This is a genomic window from Fusobacterium sp. DD2 (genome assembly GCF_018205345.1).
Lineage (GTDB): Bacteria > Fusobacteriota > Fusobacteriia > Fusobacteriales > Fusobacteriaceae > Fusobacterium_A.
The window spans coordinates 25,201-40,377 of sequence record NZ_JADRHM010000003.1 but is presented as its reverse complement, the minus strand read 5'-3'; the positions used below and the strand labels follow the sequence as shown (position 1 = coordinate 40,377).

Here is a 15,177-nt window from a genome sequence, read left to right as displayed (position 1 = left end):
TAATTATTTTTCTAATTTCATCCATTATTTTATCATAATGATATAAAAAAGTTAAATTATTTCAGAATTAACACTTTAAATTGTGATATAATTTGTGTTACATATTATTTTATCAAAATGATACTTATTTATCATTTTGATAAATAAAAGACTGATAAAAATATAAGACCCAAGATATATTCTTCTTTTAATAAACTATTTTTGTATATATTTCATGGTTAAAATAGAATTTTAAATTTGGCATCAAAATTGCTATATAAAGTAGCAAAAGATAAAAATAGGAGGAAAAGATAGGAATGAAAAAACTTATTGATTGGGTTCAAAATACTAGAAGTAGAGACAAAAATTATAAAAAATCTAAATTGGAAGGTTTTGACGAGAAAACTATGAAAGAGGTTTATACATTTCATAAAAGTTTACCAAATTATAAACCAACTCCTTTAGTTGAATTAAATAACTTAGCAAATCACTATGGAGTAAAAAAGATATGGGTTAAAGATGAATCAAAGAGATTCGGATTAAATGCATTCAAAGTATTAGGTGGATCTTATGCTATTGGGAAATACTTAAGCAATAAATTACATAAAGATATAAGTGAACTGCCTTATAACGTATTAGTATCAGATGCAGTAAAAAAAGAATTAGGAGATGTTACTTTTGTAACTGCAACAGATGGTAACCATGGAAGAGGAGTTGCATGGATGGCTAACAGATTGAATCAAAAATCTGTAGTGTATATGCCTAAAGGATCTGCACAAATGAGATTTGATGCAATAAAAAATGAAGGTGCAGATGTAACAATAACTGATATGAACTATGACGATGCTGTTAGATTAGCTAATAAGAAAGCAGAAGAGTGTGGATGGGTTATGGTACAAGATACAGCATGGGATGGTTATGAAGATATTCCTTTATGGATAATGCAAGGTTATTCAACAATAATAAATGAAGTAGTGGATCAATTAAAAGCTACTGACGAAAAACCTACACATGTATTCTTACAAGCAGGAGTTGGATCTTTTGCTGGAGCTATTCAAGGGTACTTAGCACAATTATATGGAGAAGATAGACCAATAACAATTATTTGTGAGCCTCATGGAGCAAACTGTATTTATAAATCAATGCTTGCAAATGATGGAAATCCACATAGTGTTGGAGGAGACCTTACAACAATAATGGCTGGTCTTGCTTGCGGAGAACCAAATACTATAAGTTGGAAAATTTTAAGAGATAATGCTGATTTCTCAGTATCATGTGATGATTCAATTTCAGCAAGAGGAATGAGAGTTTTATCTAGTCCATTGAAAGATGATAAAAGAGTTATATCTGGAGAATCTGGAGCAGTTGGACTTGGACTATTTACTATTTTAATAGATAAACCAGATGAATGTAAAGAACTTCTTGAGAAGTTAAAGATTGATGAAAATTCTAAAATATTATGTATCAGTACAGAAGGGGATACTGACATAGTTGGATATGAAAATGTTGTATGGAACGGAGCTTACTGTAATAAATAAAAAATAAAAAAAATTAGGAGGAATAAAATGTTTTCACAAGAAAGAAAAAATCAATTAGTTGAAGTTTTACAAAATATGATTAGAAGAAGAAGCTACTCAGGAGAAGAAAAAGAAATAGCTGAGTATATCAAAAAAATCTGTTTAGAAGTTGGATATGATGAAGTTCATATTGATAAATATGGAAGCGTAATTGGAAAAATTAAAGGAAATTATCCAGGACCAAAAGTGTTAATGGATGGACATATGGATACAGTTCCTGTTGATGAAGAAAAATGGGAGAAGAAACCTTTTGAAGGAGAAGTAATAGACGGAAAACTTTATGGAAGAGGAACTAGTGACATGAAAGGTGCTTTATGCGCTATGTTGCTTGCAGGAGCATATTTAGCACAAGACCTTAAAAAAGAATTTGCTGGGGAAATATACATTGCAGGAGTAGTACATGAAGAGTGTTTTGAAGGAGTTGCTGCAAGAGAAATAAGCAAATATGTAAAACCTGATTTTGTAATTATAGGAGAAGCTTCTCAATTAAATCTAAAGATTGGTCAAAGAGGAAGAGGAGAAATAGTTGTAGAAACTTTTGGAAAACCATCTCACTCTGCTAACCCTGAAAAAGGAATAAATGCTGTGTACAAAATAATGGGAATTATTGAAAAAATAAAACAACTTCCAATGACTCATCATGATGTTTTAGGATACGGAATTCTAGAACTTACTGATATAAAATCATCTCCATATCCAGGAGCATCAGTTGTACCAGATTATTGTAAAGCTACTTATGATAGAAGACTTCTTGTAAATGAAACAAAAGAAAGTGTTTTAAAACCTATCCAAGATTTATTAGATGAAATGATGAAAAATGATAAAGAATTAAAAGCTAAAGTTTCATATGCAAAAGGAAAAGAAAAATGTTGGACTGGAGATACTATAGAAGGAGAAAGATTCTTCCCAGGATGGCTATATGATAAAAATGAAGAGTATATCCAAAAAGCTGTAAAAGCTTTAAAAGGAATTGGACAAAATCCAGAAATTACAAACTATAACTTCTGTACTAATGGATCTCATTATGCAGGTGAAGCTGGAATAAAAACAATAGGATATGGACCATCAAAAGAAAACTTAGCTCATACTATTGATGAATACATAGAATTAGATCAATTATATAAAGTATCTGAAGGTTACTACGCAATTTTAAAGGAATATTTAGCGAAATAGTTTAGACTATAATTTAGGAGGGGTTTTTTATGCGTAATGAACAGATTACAGCATTGGTAATAATATTACTATATATGTTGGCAACTGTAGGAATTGGACTTTTTGCTTCAAGAAAAAAAGCGAAGGAAAAAGAAAGTAATGATGACTTTTTAATGGCTAGTAAATCTTTAGGACCAGTAGTATTAGCAGGAACATTATTTGCTGCAAATACTGGAGGAGCAAGTACAACTGGAATTGCTACAAATGTATATCAATATGGATTGTCAGCATCTTGGTATGTTATAGCAGGAGGAATAGGATTTGTTTTAGTATCATTTATAGCGCCATATTTTAGAAGAGCTCAAGCTAATACAGTTCCTGAAATTATAAGTAAGAGATATGGAAAAGCATCACATATTTTTACAGCTTTAACTTCGATAACTGCATTATTTATGGCAACTGGGGCACAAATTATAGCAACAGCTTCAATAATAAACGTTGTAACTGGATTGAACTTTAAAACAGCAGCAATAGTAAGTACAGTGGTTGTAATTATTTATACAATGATTGGTGGATTTAAGTCTGTTACAGCAGCAAACCTTATGCACGTATTGTTCATAACTGTTGGAATGACTGTGGCAATGTTTATTATGGTAAATAGTGATAAGGTTGGTGGATTTGACGCATTATTTGAAAAAGCAAGAGCGATGACAAATGAATCAGGTGTCAACATGGATTTCTTAAGTATGACTAAAATTGGAGCTACAACTATTTTAGGATATGTTGCAATGTACTTTATGACTTTCCCAACTGGACAAGAAATAGTTCAAACTTATTGTTCAGCCAAGGATGGTAAGGCTGCAAAACTTGGTTCTATATTAGCAGGAGTAGTTTCAGCTCTATATGCAATAGTGCCAGCAATAATTGGTCTATTAGCATATGTATGTATAGATGGTTATATTTTAGGTGGATCACAAAAAAATGCTTTAGCACAAGCAACTTTAACTTTTGCACATCCATTGATTGCAGGTGTTGTACTAGCAGCAATAGTTGCGGCAACAATGAGTAGTGCTGCTGGAAATATGATAGCAACAGCAACTATGTTTACAAATGATATTTTTGTTCCTTACATGAATAATGGAGTGAAAGATGATAAAAAAGAAATCTTCATTTCAAAGGTAGCAATGTTCTTAGTTGGTGGAATAGGATTATTTATCGCATTAGAAGCAAGCAATGTTATCAGTGTAATGATGGGAGCTTTTGCACTAAGAAGTGCAGGACCATTTGCAGCATTTATTTGTGGATTATTCTATAAAAATGTAACAAAAAGAGCAGGATTTGTATCTATCCTTGTAGGAACAATAGTTGCAGCAATATGGATTTATGGATTTAATACACCTTGGGGATTAAATGCAATGGTGCCTGGTGGAATTGTAGCGTTCATAGTTATTTTCGCAATGTCAGCCATTGAAAGAAAAATGGGAGTAGAACCAGCACCAGAAATTAAATTTGATGAGATGTAGGATTTAAGACAAAATATTTGGAGGAATTTAGATGAAAATTTTAATAAAAAATGGGCAAATTATTGATGGAAGCAGAGAAAAAAGATATGTTGGAAATATTTTATTAGAAAATGATAAAATAGTAAAGATTTCAAAAGATGAAATAAATGAAAAAGTTGATAGAGTAATTGATGCTACAGGAAAAGTAGTAAGTCCTGGATTTATAGATACTCATAGCCACTCAGATTTAAAAGTATTGGTTGAACCTTTCATTGAACCTAAACTTCGTCAAGGTATTACAACAGAAATATTAGGACAAGATGGAATATCAATGGCACCATTACCAAAAGAATATGTAAGTTCTTGGAGAAAGAATCTTGCAGGTTTAGATGGTGATAGCGATGAACTTTCATGGGATTGGGAAAATACTGAAAACTATTTAAATCTAATAGAAAAAACAGGATCTGGACCAAATGAACTATATTTAGTACCACATGGAAATATAAGAATGGAAGCAATGGGATTAGAAGCTAGAGTTGCTACAGATGAAGAACTAGCAAAAATGAGAGATATTACTAGAAGAGAATTAGAAGCAGGAGCTGCTGGAATTTCTACTGGACTTATTTATATTCCGTGTGCTTATTCTGAGACTAAAGAATTAGTTGAAATATGTAAAGTTGCTGCTGAATTTGATAGACCATTAGTAATTCACCAAAGAAGTGAAGCAGATACTATGATTGAATCAATGAATGAAGTAATTAATATTGCAAAACAAAGTGGAGTAAAAATACATTTTTCACACTTTAAAATTTGTGGAAAAAATAACTGGCATTTAATAAAGGATATAATAGCTCTTTTAGATAAGTGTAAAGAAGAAGGAATAAGAATTTCTTATGACCAATATCCTTATGTAGCTGGAAGTACAATGCTTGGAGTTATTATTCCTTCATGGGCTCATGCAGGTGGAACAGATAAGCTTGTTGAAAGATTGGGAAATCCTGAAGATAGAGCTAGAATGAAACATGATATTATAAATGGAATACCTGGTTGGGATAACTTCATTGATTTTGCTGGATTTGATGGTATCTATGTAACATCAGTTAAAACAAAAGCAAATGAAGATTGTATCGGTAAAAATCTTCTTGAAATAGCTGAAATGAGAGGAAAAGATAAATTTGATGCAGTATTTGATCTATTAAAAGAGGAAGAAAATGCTGTTGGAATGTACGATTACTATGGAAAAGATGAGCATGTTGTTACATTTATGACTAGAGAAGAAAGTAATATTTGTACAGATGGATTATTAGGTGGTAAACCACATCCAAGAGTTTATGGAGCATTCCCAAGAGTAATAGGTAAATTTGTCAGAGAAATGAAAGCAATGAGTTTAGAAGAAGCAATCTATAAAATGACAAATAAACCTGCTAAAACTTTCAAAATTGATAATAGAGGTCTATTAAAAGAAGGATACTTTGCTGACTTAGTAATATTTGATGAAAATACTACTATTGATAAAGGAACATTTACAGATCCAATTCAATTCCCTGAAGGAATTAGTCATGTTATAGTAAATGGAGAAGTTGTTATTGATGACTTCAAGAAAAATGAAAAACTTGCAGGAAGAGTTATTCGTATAAAAAAATAATTAATCTAGTTCAAGCTACTGAGTTGGAGACAGCTCAGTAGTTTTTTTATATTTTGGTTTTAATTGACAGATATGATAGTTATGATAGAATATAAAAGGAAAAATATGGATAATTATAGGAGGATGGTATGTCAAAATTTGATAAAGAGTACAGAAAAATAGTTGAAACGATAAATGAAAAGGGAATTTGGAGCGAAGGAAAGGTAAGAACAGTTTATGCAGATGGGACTCCAGCTCATTATAAAAGCTATATAGGATATCAGTTTAGACTTGATAACTCAGATGATGAGGCACAGCTTATAACTACGAGATTTGCACCAAATAAAGCTCCTATAAGGGAATTATATTGGATATGGATTATGCAGTCTAATGACGTAAATGAATTAGAGAAACTAAAATGTAAATTCTGGAATGAATGGAAGCTTGAAGATGGAACAATAGGAAAAGCTTATGGTTATCAGATAGCTAAAAAGACATTTGGCCATGAATCACAACTTCATTATATAATCAATGAACTTAAGAATAATCCAAATAGCAGAAGAATAATGACAGAAATCTGGGTTCCAGAAGAGTTAGATCAAATGGCACTAACTCCTTGTGTGCATCTGACTCAATGGAGTGTCGTAGGAGATAGACTTTATCTTGAAGTAAGACAGCGTTCATGTGACGTTGCTTTAGGACTTGTAGCCAATGTATTCCAATATGCTGTATTACACAAGTTAGTTGCTATGGAATGCGGATTAAAACCTGCTGACATTATCTGGAATATTCATAACATGCATATTTATGATAGACATATGGATAAACTTTTAGAGCAGGTTCAAAGAGAGGAGTATCCTGGAGCAAAATTAAAAATAAATAACTTTACTTCGATTTTTGATTTTAAACCTGATGATGTAGAGATAACAGATTATAAGTATGGAGATAAAATATCTTATGAAATAGCAATTTAGCTATATGAGGTGGTAATGTATGGGAAAAAAGATTTTAAGTGGACTGATAGGAATCTGTATATTAGTAGTAATTGCCTTGGGACTTATGAGTTATTATACAGTTAATACTGGTGAAGTAGCTATAGTTAGTACTTTTGGTAAAGTAAGCAGAATTGAAGGAGAAGGACTTCATTTTAAGCTTCCTATAGTTGAAACTAAAACAATAATGGAAGTAAGGGAAAAAATTTATGATTTTACCCGTCAGGGATTGAATAAAAAATTTGATGAAAAAGCTGGAGCAACTGACAATTCTATGGTTGTAAGTACCAAAGATATGCAATCTATCAATATTGAAATAACAGTTCAAGCAAGCATAATTGATCCTGAAAAATTATATAGAGCTTTTAAAGGAGCACATGAGGATAGATTTATAAGACCTAGAACAAGAGAGATAGTACAAGCTACAATTGCTAAGTATACAATTGAGGAATTTGTAAGTAAAAGAGCTGAAATATCAAAAGTTATATTTGATGATTTGAAAGATGATTTTAATTTATATGGACTTCAGGTTTCTAATATTTCAATTGTAAATCATGATTTTTCAGATGAGTATGAAAAAGCCATAGAAGCTAAAAAAGTAGCAGAACAGGCAGTAGAAAAGGCAAAAGCTGAACAGCAAAAACTTATAGTTGAAGCTGAAAACAGAGTTAAACTTGCTGAATATCAGCTTAAAGTTAAGGAGCTTCAGGCTCAGGCAAATCTTATTGAATCAAACTCATTAACACCTCAGCTTATAAAGAAAATGACAATAGAAAAATGGGATGGGCATTTGCCAAAAGTTCAGGGAAATGCAAATAGTTTTATAGACGTAGACAGATAGAAACGAGGAATAAATGGCAGTTAATATGATAGTGTGTGTTGCAAAAGATAACCTTATGGGAGATAGAAATCCTGAAGGCAATGGACTTTTATGGCATTCAAAAGAGGAGTTACAATTTTTTAAGGAAAAGACAGTTGGAAATGTTGTTGTATTTGGAAAAAACACTGCAAAATATGTTCCAATTAAACTTATGGAAAAAACAAGAGATGTAGTTGTAATCTCTTCTAAAGATAATTTTGATGATATAGTAAAAAAATATGAAGGGACTGGAAAGGATATTTTTATATGTGGTGGAGCAACTGTGTATGAACATTACCTAAAAACATATCCAATGGATAGATTATATATTTCAAGATTAAAAGATAATATAGAGGTAAAAGAAGCAACTTCTCCTTTATATTTACCAGTAGTAGAAGATTATGGATATAGGGTAGTATCCAGTATAGAATATAATGATTTTATCTCTTATGTTTATGAGAAAAAATAGAAAAATACAATATTAAAATTGAAAGCTCATTTTCAAAGTGTCTGAAAATGGGCTTTTTTATTTCTAAATGATTGTAAACAAAAATACATAAAATATCTTTTGTATTGTAACAGGAAAATGTGGTATAATAATATGATTTTTTTTATCCACTTAAGTTAAAATTGTATTTAAATGTATTGAAGTAAAATAATTGAAAAACAGTGATTAAAAAATAAACTAATTTGAGAAAAATACCGACTAAAAAATAAGACCATAACGACAAGTACTAACACACATGGAGCTCCTACTCGATATTAGTTTCTGAGGAGGGAAAATGATGAAAAAAATAGTATTGGTGTTGTTTATAATTCTATCAACAATTTCCAGTGCAGTTGGCTATAATGTTGATCCAGAAGAGCTTGCAAAAGAAATACACGAGATAAATAACGTTATCTTTGATTATGAAAATATTGATAAATGGGACCTTTTAATCAATGGAACAGTAAGTGCAGAGACTTTATATGGGACATATAAAGGGAATGGTAATCTGTGTTTATCACAGATAAGTAAAGCGGGTTATAGTTTTGTAGATTCAAGACTTACTGAAGAGGATAAAGAAAAATTAAAGGCTTTAGGATACGAAAATATTAAATTTAAAGATTTGAAAGTAGATAATAGACTTTCAATAATTTATTGCTGTTTATATTACAAATATAAACTGGCAGGAGTTCCACCAAAAAACTTAGAGGATTGTGCTAAAGCTTGGAAAAAATACTACAATACATTAGAAGGTAAAGGTAGACCTAAAGATTTTATAGTCAGATTTAATAAATATGGATTAAAATATGTAATGTCACTTTATACAGGACAGATTAATGAAAATTATATACCAATAGTTGGAAAGGCATTGAAAGCATTGGCGTATAATGGATAACATTAAAAATAGCTAAAATTGGGCAGATAATCATCTGCCCAATTGTTTTTTGACAAAAAAGGCGATGGTTAACATCGCCTTAATTTTATTATTTGCTAGCTTCTAACATGAAAGGTACAACTTGTTTCTTTCTAGAAACAACACCTTCAAGCCAAGCTGTATTATTATCTAGAGTTACTTTAAATCCTTTTTCAACTAATTCAGGTGTTTTACCTGCAACTAATACATAAGAACCAGCTTTGATGATATCAGTAATGATTAGAACAAATAAATCATATCCTTTTTCATCTATTCTGGCATTCATAGCTTTTTCTAGAGTTTCTTGCATAGATAGAGTTCCTTTAGTATCAACAGTATTAACTTGTGCTACTGCTACAGTTTTACCATTCATATCAAATTCTTTCATATCCATAGTGATGATTTCATCTGGAGTTTTGTCAGATAAAGTAGTTCCTTCTATAAGAAGTTTCATACCATAATCTTCATAATCTTCTTCTCCAGCAAGTTTTGATAACTCTTTAACAGCTGCGATATCTTCAGGTGTGCAAGTTGGAGATTTGAATAAAAGTGTATCAGATATAATAGCACTCATCATAAGTCCAGCTGCTCTTTTTGAAGGAGTAATTCCAGCTTGTTTATATAGTCTGAAAACAAGTGTAGAAGTACATCCAACTGTATCTGCAATTATTTTTAAAGGTTCATCAGTAATTAGATGAAATTTGTGGTGGTCAATAACTTCAAGTATTTTAGCATTTTCAATACCATCTGGAGTTTGGAATCTCTCATTGTGGTCTACTAAAATAACTTTCTTTTTATTTCCATTTTCATCTGGATTTACGTTATCTAATAATATTGGAGCTTCAGCACCAAAATGGTCTAAAGCATATTGAGTTTCTCTGCTGATTTTTCCAAGTCTACAAGCTACAGCATTTTCAACACCTTGTGCATGTTTTAATTCAGTATATGAAATAGCTGAACATATAGAGTCAGTATCTGGAATCTTGTGTCCAGTTATAAGAATTTTTTCCATAAGGCCTCCTTAAAAAATATATATGTTTACTTCCCTATCATATCACTTTTTTTGAATTTTGTAAATATTTGAAAGGCAAGAATATATAAAGGTTTTATAAAGGAAAAGAGAGTAAAAACAGAAGCTGAAGTATAAAGGGGAAATGATTTTTCAATTAAGTGACACAAGGTTGGGAAAAAATGATATAATAATCTAGAGATGCAATTTATAAAATATATTGAATTTGAAGAAATTGATTATGAGTAAATAAAGGAAAAATTTTAATTATAGTGATAGGAGTATTAAAATGGACGTAAAGAAAAAAATTGAGGAAATGAGAGAAAAAATTAAGATGTATAGTGATTATTACTATACAAATAATAGCAGCCTTATTTCAGACGTAGAGTTTGATAAGATGCTGGCACAACTTAAAAAACTTGAAGAGGAATATCCTCAGTATGCAGATTCACAATCTCCTACTCAGGTTGTTGGAGCAACTGATTTGAAATCTACCAAGTTTCAAAAGGTTACACACAAAAGACCGATGTTAAGTCTTTCAAATACGTATAATGAAGGAGAGATAAAAGATTTTACAACTAGAGTAAAAAAACTTTTGCCTCAGGATACAAAGGTAGAGTATGCTCTTGAATTAAAATTAGATGGACTTTCTATAAGTGTTCAATATGAAAAGGGAAAACTTGTAAAGGCTGTAACAAGAGGAGATGGACAGATAGGAGAAGATGTTACAGAAAATATTATTCAGATAGAGTCACTTCCTAAAACTCTTAAAGAGGAAGTAGATATGGAGATAAGAGGAGAGGTAGTTCTTCCAATTAGCAGATTTGAAGCACTGAATGAAAAAAGACTGGAAAATGGAGAGGATGTCTTTGCTAACCCTAGAAATGCAGCAAGTGGTACGTTAAGACAGCTTGATTCTTCTATTATAAAAGAGAGAGGACTGGATGCGTATTTTTATTTCCTTATAGATGCTGGAAAGATGGGATTTAAATCTCACAGTGAAAGTCTGGCATACCTAAGTTCTTTAGGAATCAAAACAACTGGAATATGTGAAGTATGCAAAACAGCTTCAGAGTTGATGAAGAGAATTGACTACTGGGGAGAAAAGAGAGAAGAACTTGACTATGAAACAGATGGTATGGTTATAAAGGTAGATAATATTGAATTATGGGATGAACTTGGAACAACTACTAAGAGCCCAAGATGGGCTATTGCCTTTAAATTTCCTGCTAAACAGGTAACTACTAAAATAACTGGAGTAACATGGCAGGTAGGAAGAACAGGAAAGATAACTCCTGTTGCAGAACTTGATGAGGTAGAACTGTCAGGAAGCAGGGTAAAAAGAGCAAGCCTTCATAATTTTCAGGAGATAGAAAGAAAGAGTATTAAAATAGGGGATACAGTATTTATAGAAAAAGCAGCTGAAATAATTCCACAGGTTATAACATCTGTAAAAGAGTTAAGAGATGGAAGTGAAACTGAGATTATTGAACCTACTCACTGTCCTATATGTAATACCAAGGTAGTAAGACAGGAGGGACAGGTAGATATTAAATGTCCAAATCCTCAATGTCCAGGTAAGATAGAGGGAGAACTTATATATTTTGTATCAAGAGATGCAATGAATATAGCAGGTTTTGGAAGTAAGATAGTTGAAAATATGCTAAAACTTGGATTTGTGAAAAATATTGTAGATATATATTCTTTAAAAGAGCATAGAGAAGAGCTTGAAAAGCTTGAGAAAATGGGAAAAAGAAGTGTAGATAAACTTCTTATTGCCATTGAAGACAGTAAAAAAAGAGAGTATTCAAAGGTACTATGTGCTCTTGGAATACCATATGTTGGAAAGACTTCAGCTAAACTTTTAGCTAAAGAGACTAAAAATATAGACAGACTTATGGCTATGTCAGTTGAGGAACTTATGGGAATAGAGGGAATAGGAGACAAGATGGCTCAGGCTATCTATGACTTTGTAAGAGATGAGGAAAAGATTTCCCTTATAAATTCTCTTAGAGAACATGGACTTCAATTTGCTGAAGAGGAAACAGCTGAGGAAAATACAGAAGAGCAGATTTTTATAGGAAAGACTTTCCTATTTACAGGAACTCTTAAAAACTTCAAAAGAGATGAAATAAAAGAAGCAATTGAGAAACTTGGAGGTAAAAATCTATCAGCTGTAAGTAGAAATCTTGACTATTTAATAGTGGGAGAAAAAGCTGGAAGTAAACTTAAAAAAGCACAGGATTTAGGAACAGTAAAAATTATAACAGAAGATGAGTTTATTGATATGTGCAATAAAAAATAACTTCAAAAAATCCATTGCATTGACTATGGAATATTTTTGTGGTAGCATATATCGTGACGAGGTATAGACAAAAAAATTTAAAGAGAGGAACATAAATGATAGGAGATATTTTTAAGAAAATTTTTGGGACTAAAAATGATAGAGAAGTAAGAAGAATAAAAAAGATTGTGGATGCTATCAATGCTTTAGAACCAGATTATGAAAAATTAACTGACGAGCAGTTAAAAGAAAAGACAGTTATCTTTAAAGAGAGACTGGCAAAAGGGGAAACATTAGATGATATCTTAGTAGAAGCATTTGCAACAGTAAGAGAGGCATCAAAGAGAACTCTTGGTATGAGACACTATGATGTTCAACTTATTGGAGGAGTAGTACTTCACGAAGGTAAAATAACAGAGATGAAAACAGGAGAAGGTAAAACTCTTGTTGCAACTTGTCCAGTATACTTAAATGCATTAGCTGGTCATGGAGTTCATGTAATAACAGTAAATGATTATCTTGCAAAAAGAGATAGAGATTTTATGGGAAGATTATATAGCTTCTTAGGACTTACATCAGGAGTAATTTTAAATGGAATTACAACAGATGAAAGAAAGAAAGCGTATAACAGTGATATTACTTATGGTACAAACTCTGAGTTTGGATTTGACTATTTAAGAGACAACATGGTTGGATCAGTAGATGAAAAAGTTCAAAGAGAACTTAACTACTGTATAGTTGATGAAGTTGACTCTATTTTAATTGACGAAGCTAGAACACCTCTAATTATTTCAGGGGCAGCTGAAGATTCAACAAAATGGTATCAAATTTTCTATCAGGTTGTATCAATGCTTGATAGAAGTTTTGAAAGTGAAAAAATCAAAGATATCAAACTTAAAAAAGAGCTTCCTATGGATCAATTAGGAGATTATGAAGTTGATGAAAAATCTAAAAATATAGTTCTTACAGAGAAAGGTATAGCTAAAGTTGAAAAGTTATTAAAACTTGAAAACCTATATTCACCTGAAAATGTAGAACTTACACACTATTTAAACCAGGCTTTAAAAGCTAAAGAACTTTTCAAAAGAGATAGAGATTATCTTGTAAGAGAGGGACAGGTAATAATAATAGATGAGTTTACAGGAAGAGCAATGGAAGGAAGAAGATACTCAGATGGACTTCACCAGGCTATTGAAGCTAAAGAGGGAGTTCGTATTGCTGGAGAAAACCAAACTCTTGCGTCTATTACATTACAAAACTATTTCAGAATGTATAATAAACTTTCAGGAATGACTGGTACAGCTGAAACAGAGGCTGCTGAGTTTGTTCATACTTATGGACTGCAAATAATTGTTATTCCTACAAATAAGCCAGTAATAAGAAAAGACCATGCTGACTTAGTTTATAAGACACGTAGAGAAAAAATAAATGCAATTGTTGAAAGAATACAGGAGCTGCATAAGAAAGGTCAACCAGTACTTGTAGGTACTATATCTATAAAAAGTTCTGAGGAGTTATCTCAAATACTTAAAGATAAAAAAATACCTCACAATGTATTGAATGCTAAATACCACGCAAAGGAAGCTGAGATTGTTGCTCAGGCAGGAAGACTTGGAGCTGTAACTATTGCTACAAACATGGCAGGTAGAGGTACAGACATTATGCTTGGAGGAAATCCAGAATTCTTAGCTCTTGCTGAAGCAAAAACAAAGGATAATGAAAAATATCCTGAAATATTAGCAAAATATAATGAGCAGTGTGCACAAGAGGGAGAAAAAGTTAAAGCTCTTGGTGGATTATTTATTCTAGGTACAGAAAGACACGAATCTAGAAGAATAGACAACCAATTAAGAGGTAGAGCAGGAAGACAGGGAGACCCTGGAGAATCAGAATTCTATCTATCACTTGAAGATGATTTAATGAGACTATTTGGTTCAGATAGAGTTAAACATGTTATGGAAAAATTAGGACTTCCAGAAGGAGAGCCTATTACTCACTCAATGATTAACAAGGCTATTGCAAATGCTCAAACTAAGATTGAATCAAGAAACTTTGGAATCAGAAAGAACCTTCTTGAATTTGACGACGTTATGAATAAGCAAAGAACAGCTATTTATGCAAGTAGAAACGAAGCTATGGAAAAGGATGACTTAAAAGACAATATCATCAATATGCTTCATGAAACAATATTTGCTCAAGTGGCAAAAAGATTTACTGCTGAATATAAAGAGGACTGGGATATTACAGGACTTGCTGAATATTTAAAAGAAAACTATCGTTATGAAATTGAAGATATGAATGAATATAAATCTATGAGTGTTGAAGAGTATAGTCAAAAACTATATGATGAAATCTTAGCTCAATACAACGAAAAAGAAGAAAAAATTGGTAGAGACTTAATGAGAAGACTTGAAAAATATATTCTTTTCGAAGTTACAGATGCAAGATGGAGAGAACACTTAAAAGCTTTAGATGGATTAAAAGAAGGTATCTATTTAAGAGCTTATGGACAAAGAGATCCAGTTGTAGAGTATAAACTTATTTCTGGAGATCTATATGAACAAATGATTGAAACTATAAAAGAACAAACAACTTCATTCCTTTTCAAAGTAATTATAAAAGATGAAGAAGAGGAAAAGGCAATGGAGATGAAAAATGATCAAGAGGAGATAACAGAGTATACTTCAGAAGATGAAAGTGGAGTAGAAAATGTTCCAGCAGAGGAGTTAACACCAGATTCACCATGTTCTTGTGGAAGTGGTAAGAAATATAAAAACTGTTGCGGAAGATTATAAGGAG

Annotated in this window: 11 protein-coding genes; 10 read left to right on the top strand and 1 reads right to left on the bottom strand. The window is 31.6% G+C overall.

Annotated elements, in window-relative coordinates:
* The first annotated feature begins 296 nt into the window (after positions 1-296).
* The 8 genes from dpaL (at position 297) to IX290_RS00845 (ending at position 9,067) form a co-directional block, all read left to right on the top strand.
* Positions 297-1,517 (top strand): diaminopropionate ammonia-lyase, encoded by a 1,221-nt coding sequence (dpaL, locus tag IX290_RS00880; RefSeq protein ID WP_211491340.1) that lies wholly within the window; start codon positions 297-299, stop codon positions 1,515-1,517.
* Positions 1,518-1,544: 27 nt separating this feature from the next.
* Positions 1,545-2,729 (top strand): YgeY family selenium metabolism-linked hydrolase, encoded by a 1,185-nt coding sequence (locus IX290_RS00875; RefSeq protein WP_211491339.1) that lies wholly within the window; start codon positions 1,545-1,547, stop codon positions 2,727-2,729.
* Between the two features lie 29 nt (positions 2,730-2,758).
* Positions 2,759-4,231: a sodium:solute symporter family protein gene (locus IX290_RS00870; RefSeq protein WP_211491338.1), complete on the top strand. Its 1,473-nt coding sequence runs from the start codon at positions 2,759-2,761 to the stop codon at positions 4,229-4,231.
* Positions 4,232-4,262: 31 nt separating this feature from the next.
* Positions 4,263-5,855 carry a D-aminoacylase gene (locus IX290_RS00865; protein WP_211491337.1) on the top strand — a complete coding sequence of 531 codons (1,593 nt, stop codon included), beginning with the start codon at positions 4,263-4,265 and terminating at the stop codon, positions 5,853-5,855.
* Between the two features lie 128 nt (positions 5,856-5,983).
* Entirely contained in the window at positions 5,984-6,808 is an 825-nt protein-coding gene (thyA, locus tag IX290_RS00860; protein ID WP_211491336.1) for a thymidylate synthase, read from the top strand.
* Between the two features lie 19 nt (positions 6,809-6,827).
* Positions 6,828-7,667, top strand: coding sequence for a prohibitin family protein (locus IX290_RS00855; protein WP_211491335.1), 840 nt, complete (start codon positions 6,828-6,830; stop codon positions 7,665-7,667).
* Positions 7,668-7,680: 13 nt separating this feature from the next.
* Positions 7,681-8,154, top strand: coding sequence for a dihydrofolate reductase family protein (locus IX290_RS00850; RefSeq protein ID WP_211491334.1), 474 nt, complete (start codon positions 7,681-7,683; stop codon positions 8,152-8,154).
* A gap of 316 nt (positions 8,155-8,470) precedes the next feature.
* A complete protein-coding gene (locus tag IX290_RS00845; protein WP_211491333.1) occupies positions 8,471-9,067 on the top strand; it encodes a hypothetical protein in 597 nt (198 codons plus the stop codon).
* Positions 9,068-9,155: 88 nt separating this feature from the next.
* On the opposite strand, the gene IX290_RS00840 is transcribed toward IX290_RS00845, so the two are convergent.
* Positions 9,156-10,097: a manganese-dependent inorganic pyrophosphatase gene (locus IX290_RS00840; protein ID WP_211491332.1), complete on the bottom strand. Its 942-nt coding sequence runs from the start codon at positions 10,095-10,097 to the stop codon at positions 9,156-9,158.
* Between the two features lie 286 nt (positions 10,098-10,383).
* Between IX290_RS00840 and ligA the strand changes: the two genes are divergently transcribed.
* Together ligA and secA are read left to right on the top strand one after the other, a co-directional pair.
* Positions 10,384-12,399, top strand: a complete 2,016-nt coding sequence (ligA, locus tag IX290_RS00835; protein WP_211491331.1) for an NAD-dependent DNA ligase LigA — start codon at positions 10,384-10,386, stop codon at positions 12,397-12,399.
* Positions 12,400-12,494: 95 nt separating this feature from the next.
* Positions 12,495-15,173: a preprotein translocase subunit SecA gene (gene secA, locus IX290_RS00830; protein WP_211491330.1), complete on the top strand. Its 2,679-nt coding sequence runs from the start codon at positions 12,495-12,497 to the stop codon at positions 15,171-15,173.
* Positions 15,174-15,177 lie beyond the last annotated feature (4 nt).

What these genes read in the sequence shown, in the direction of transcription:
- dpaL (WP_211491340.1), top strand. Translation starts at nt 297, where the DNA reads ATGAAAAAACTTATTGATTGGGTTCAAAATACTAGAAGTAGAGACAAA.
- IX290_RS00850 (WP_211491334.1), top strand. Translation starts at nt 7,681, where the DNA reads ATGGCAGTTAATATGATAGTGTGTGTTGCAAAAGATAACCTTATGGGA.
- thyA (WP_211491336.1), top strand. Translation starts at nt 5,984, where the DNA reads ATGTCAAAATTTGATAAAGAGTACAGAAAAATAGTTGAAACGATAAAT.
- IX290_RS00855 (WP_211491335.1), top strand. Translation starts at nt 6,828, where the DNA reads ATGGGAAAAAAGATTTTAAGTGGACTGATAGGAATCTGTATATTAGTA.
- IX290_RS00840 (WP_211491332.1), bottom strand. Translation starts at nt 10,097, where the DNA reads ATGGAAAAAATTCTTATAACTGGACACAAGATTCCAGATACTGACTCT.
- IX290_RS00845 (WP_211491333.1), top strand. Translation starts at nt 8,471, where the DNA reads ATGAAAAAAATAGTATTGGTGTTGTTTATAATTCTATCAACAATTTCC.
- IX290_RS00870 (WP_211491338.1), top strand. Translation starts at nt 2,759, where the DNA reads ATGCGTAATGAACAGATTACAGCATTGGTAATAATATTACTATATATG.
- IX290_RS00865 (WP_211491337.1), top strand. Translation starts at nt 4,263, where the DNA reads ATGAAAATTTTAATAAAAAATGGGCAAATTATTGATGGAAGCAGAGAA.
- IX290_RS00875 (WP_211491339.1), top strand. Translation starts at nt 1,545, where the DNA reads ATGTTTTCACAAGAAAGAAAAAATCAATTAGTTGAAGTTTTACAAAAT.
- secA (WP_211491330.1), top strand. Translation starts at nt 12,495, where the DNA reads ATGATAGGAGATATTTTTAAGAAAATTTTTGGGACTAAAAATGATAGA.
- ligA (WP_211491331.1), top strand. Translation starts at nt 10,384, where the DNA reads ATGGACGTAAAGAAAAAAATTGAGGAAATGAGAGAAAAAATTAAGATG.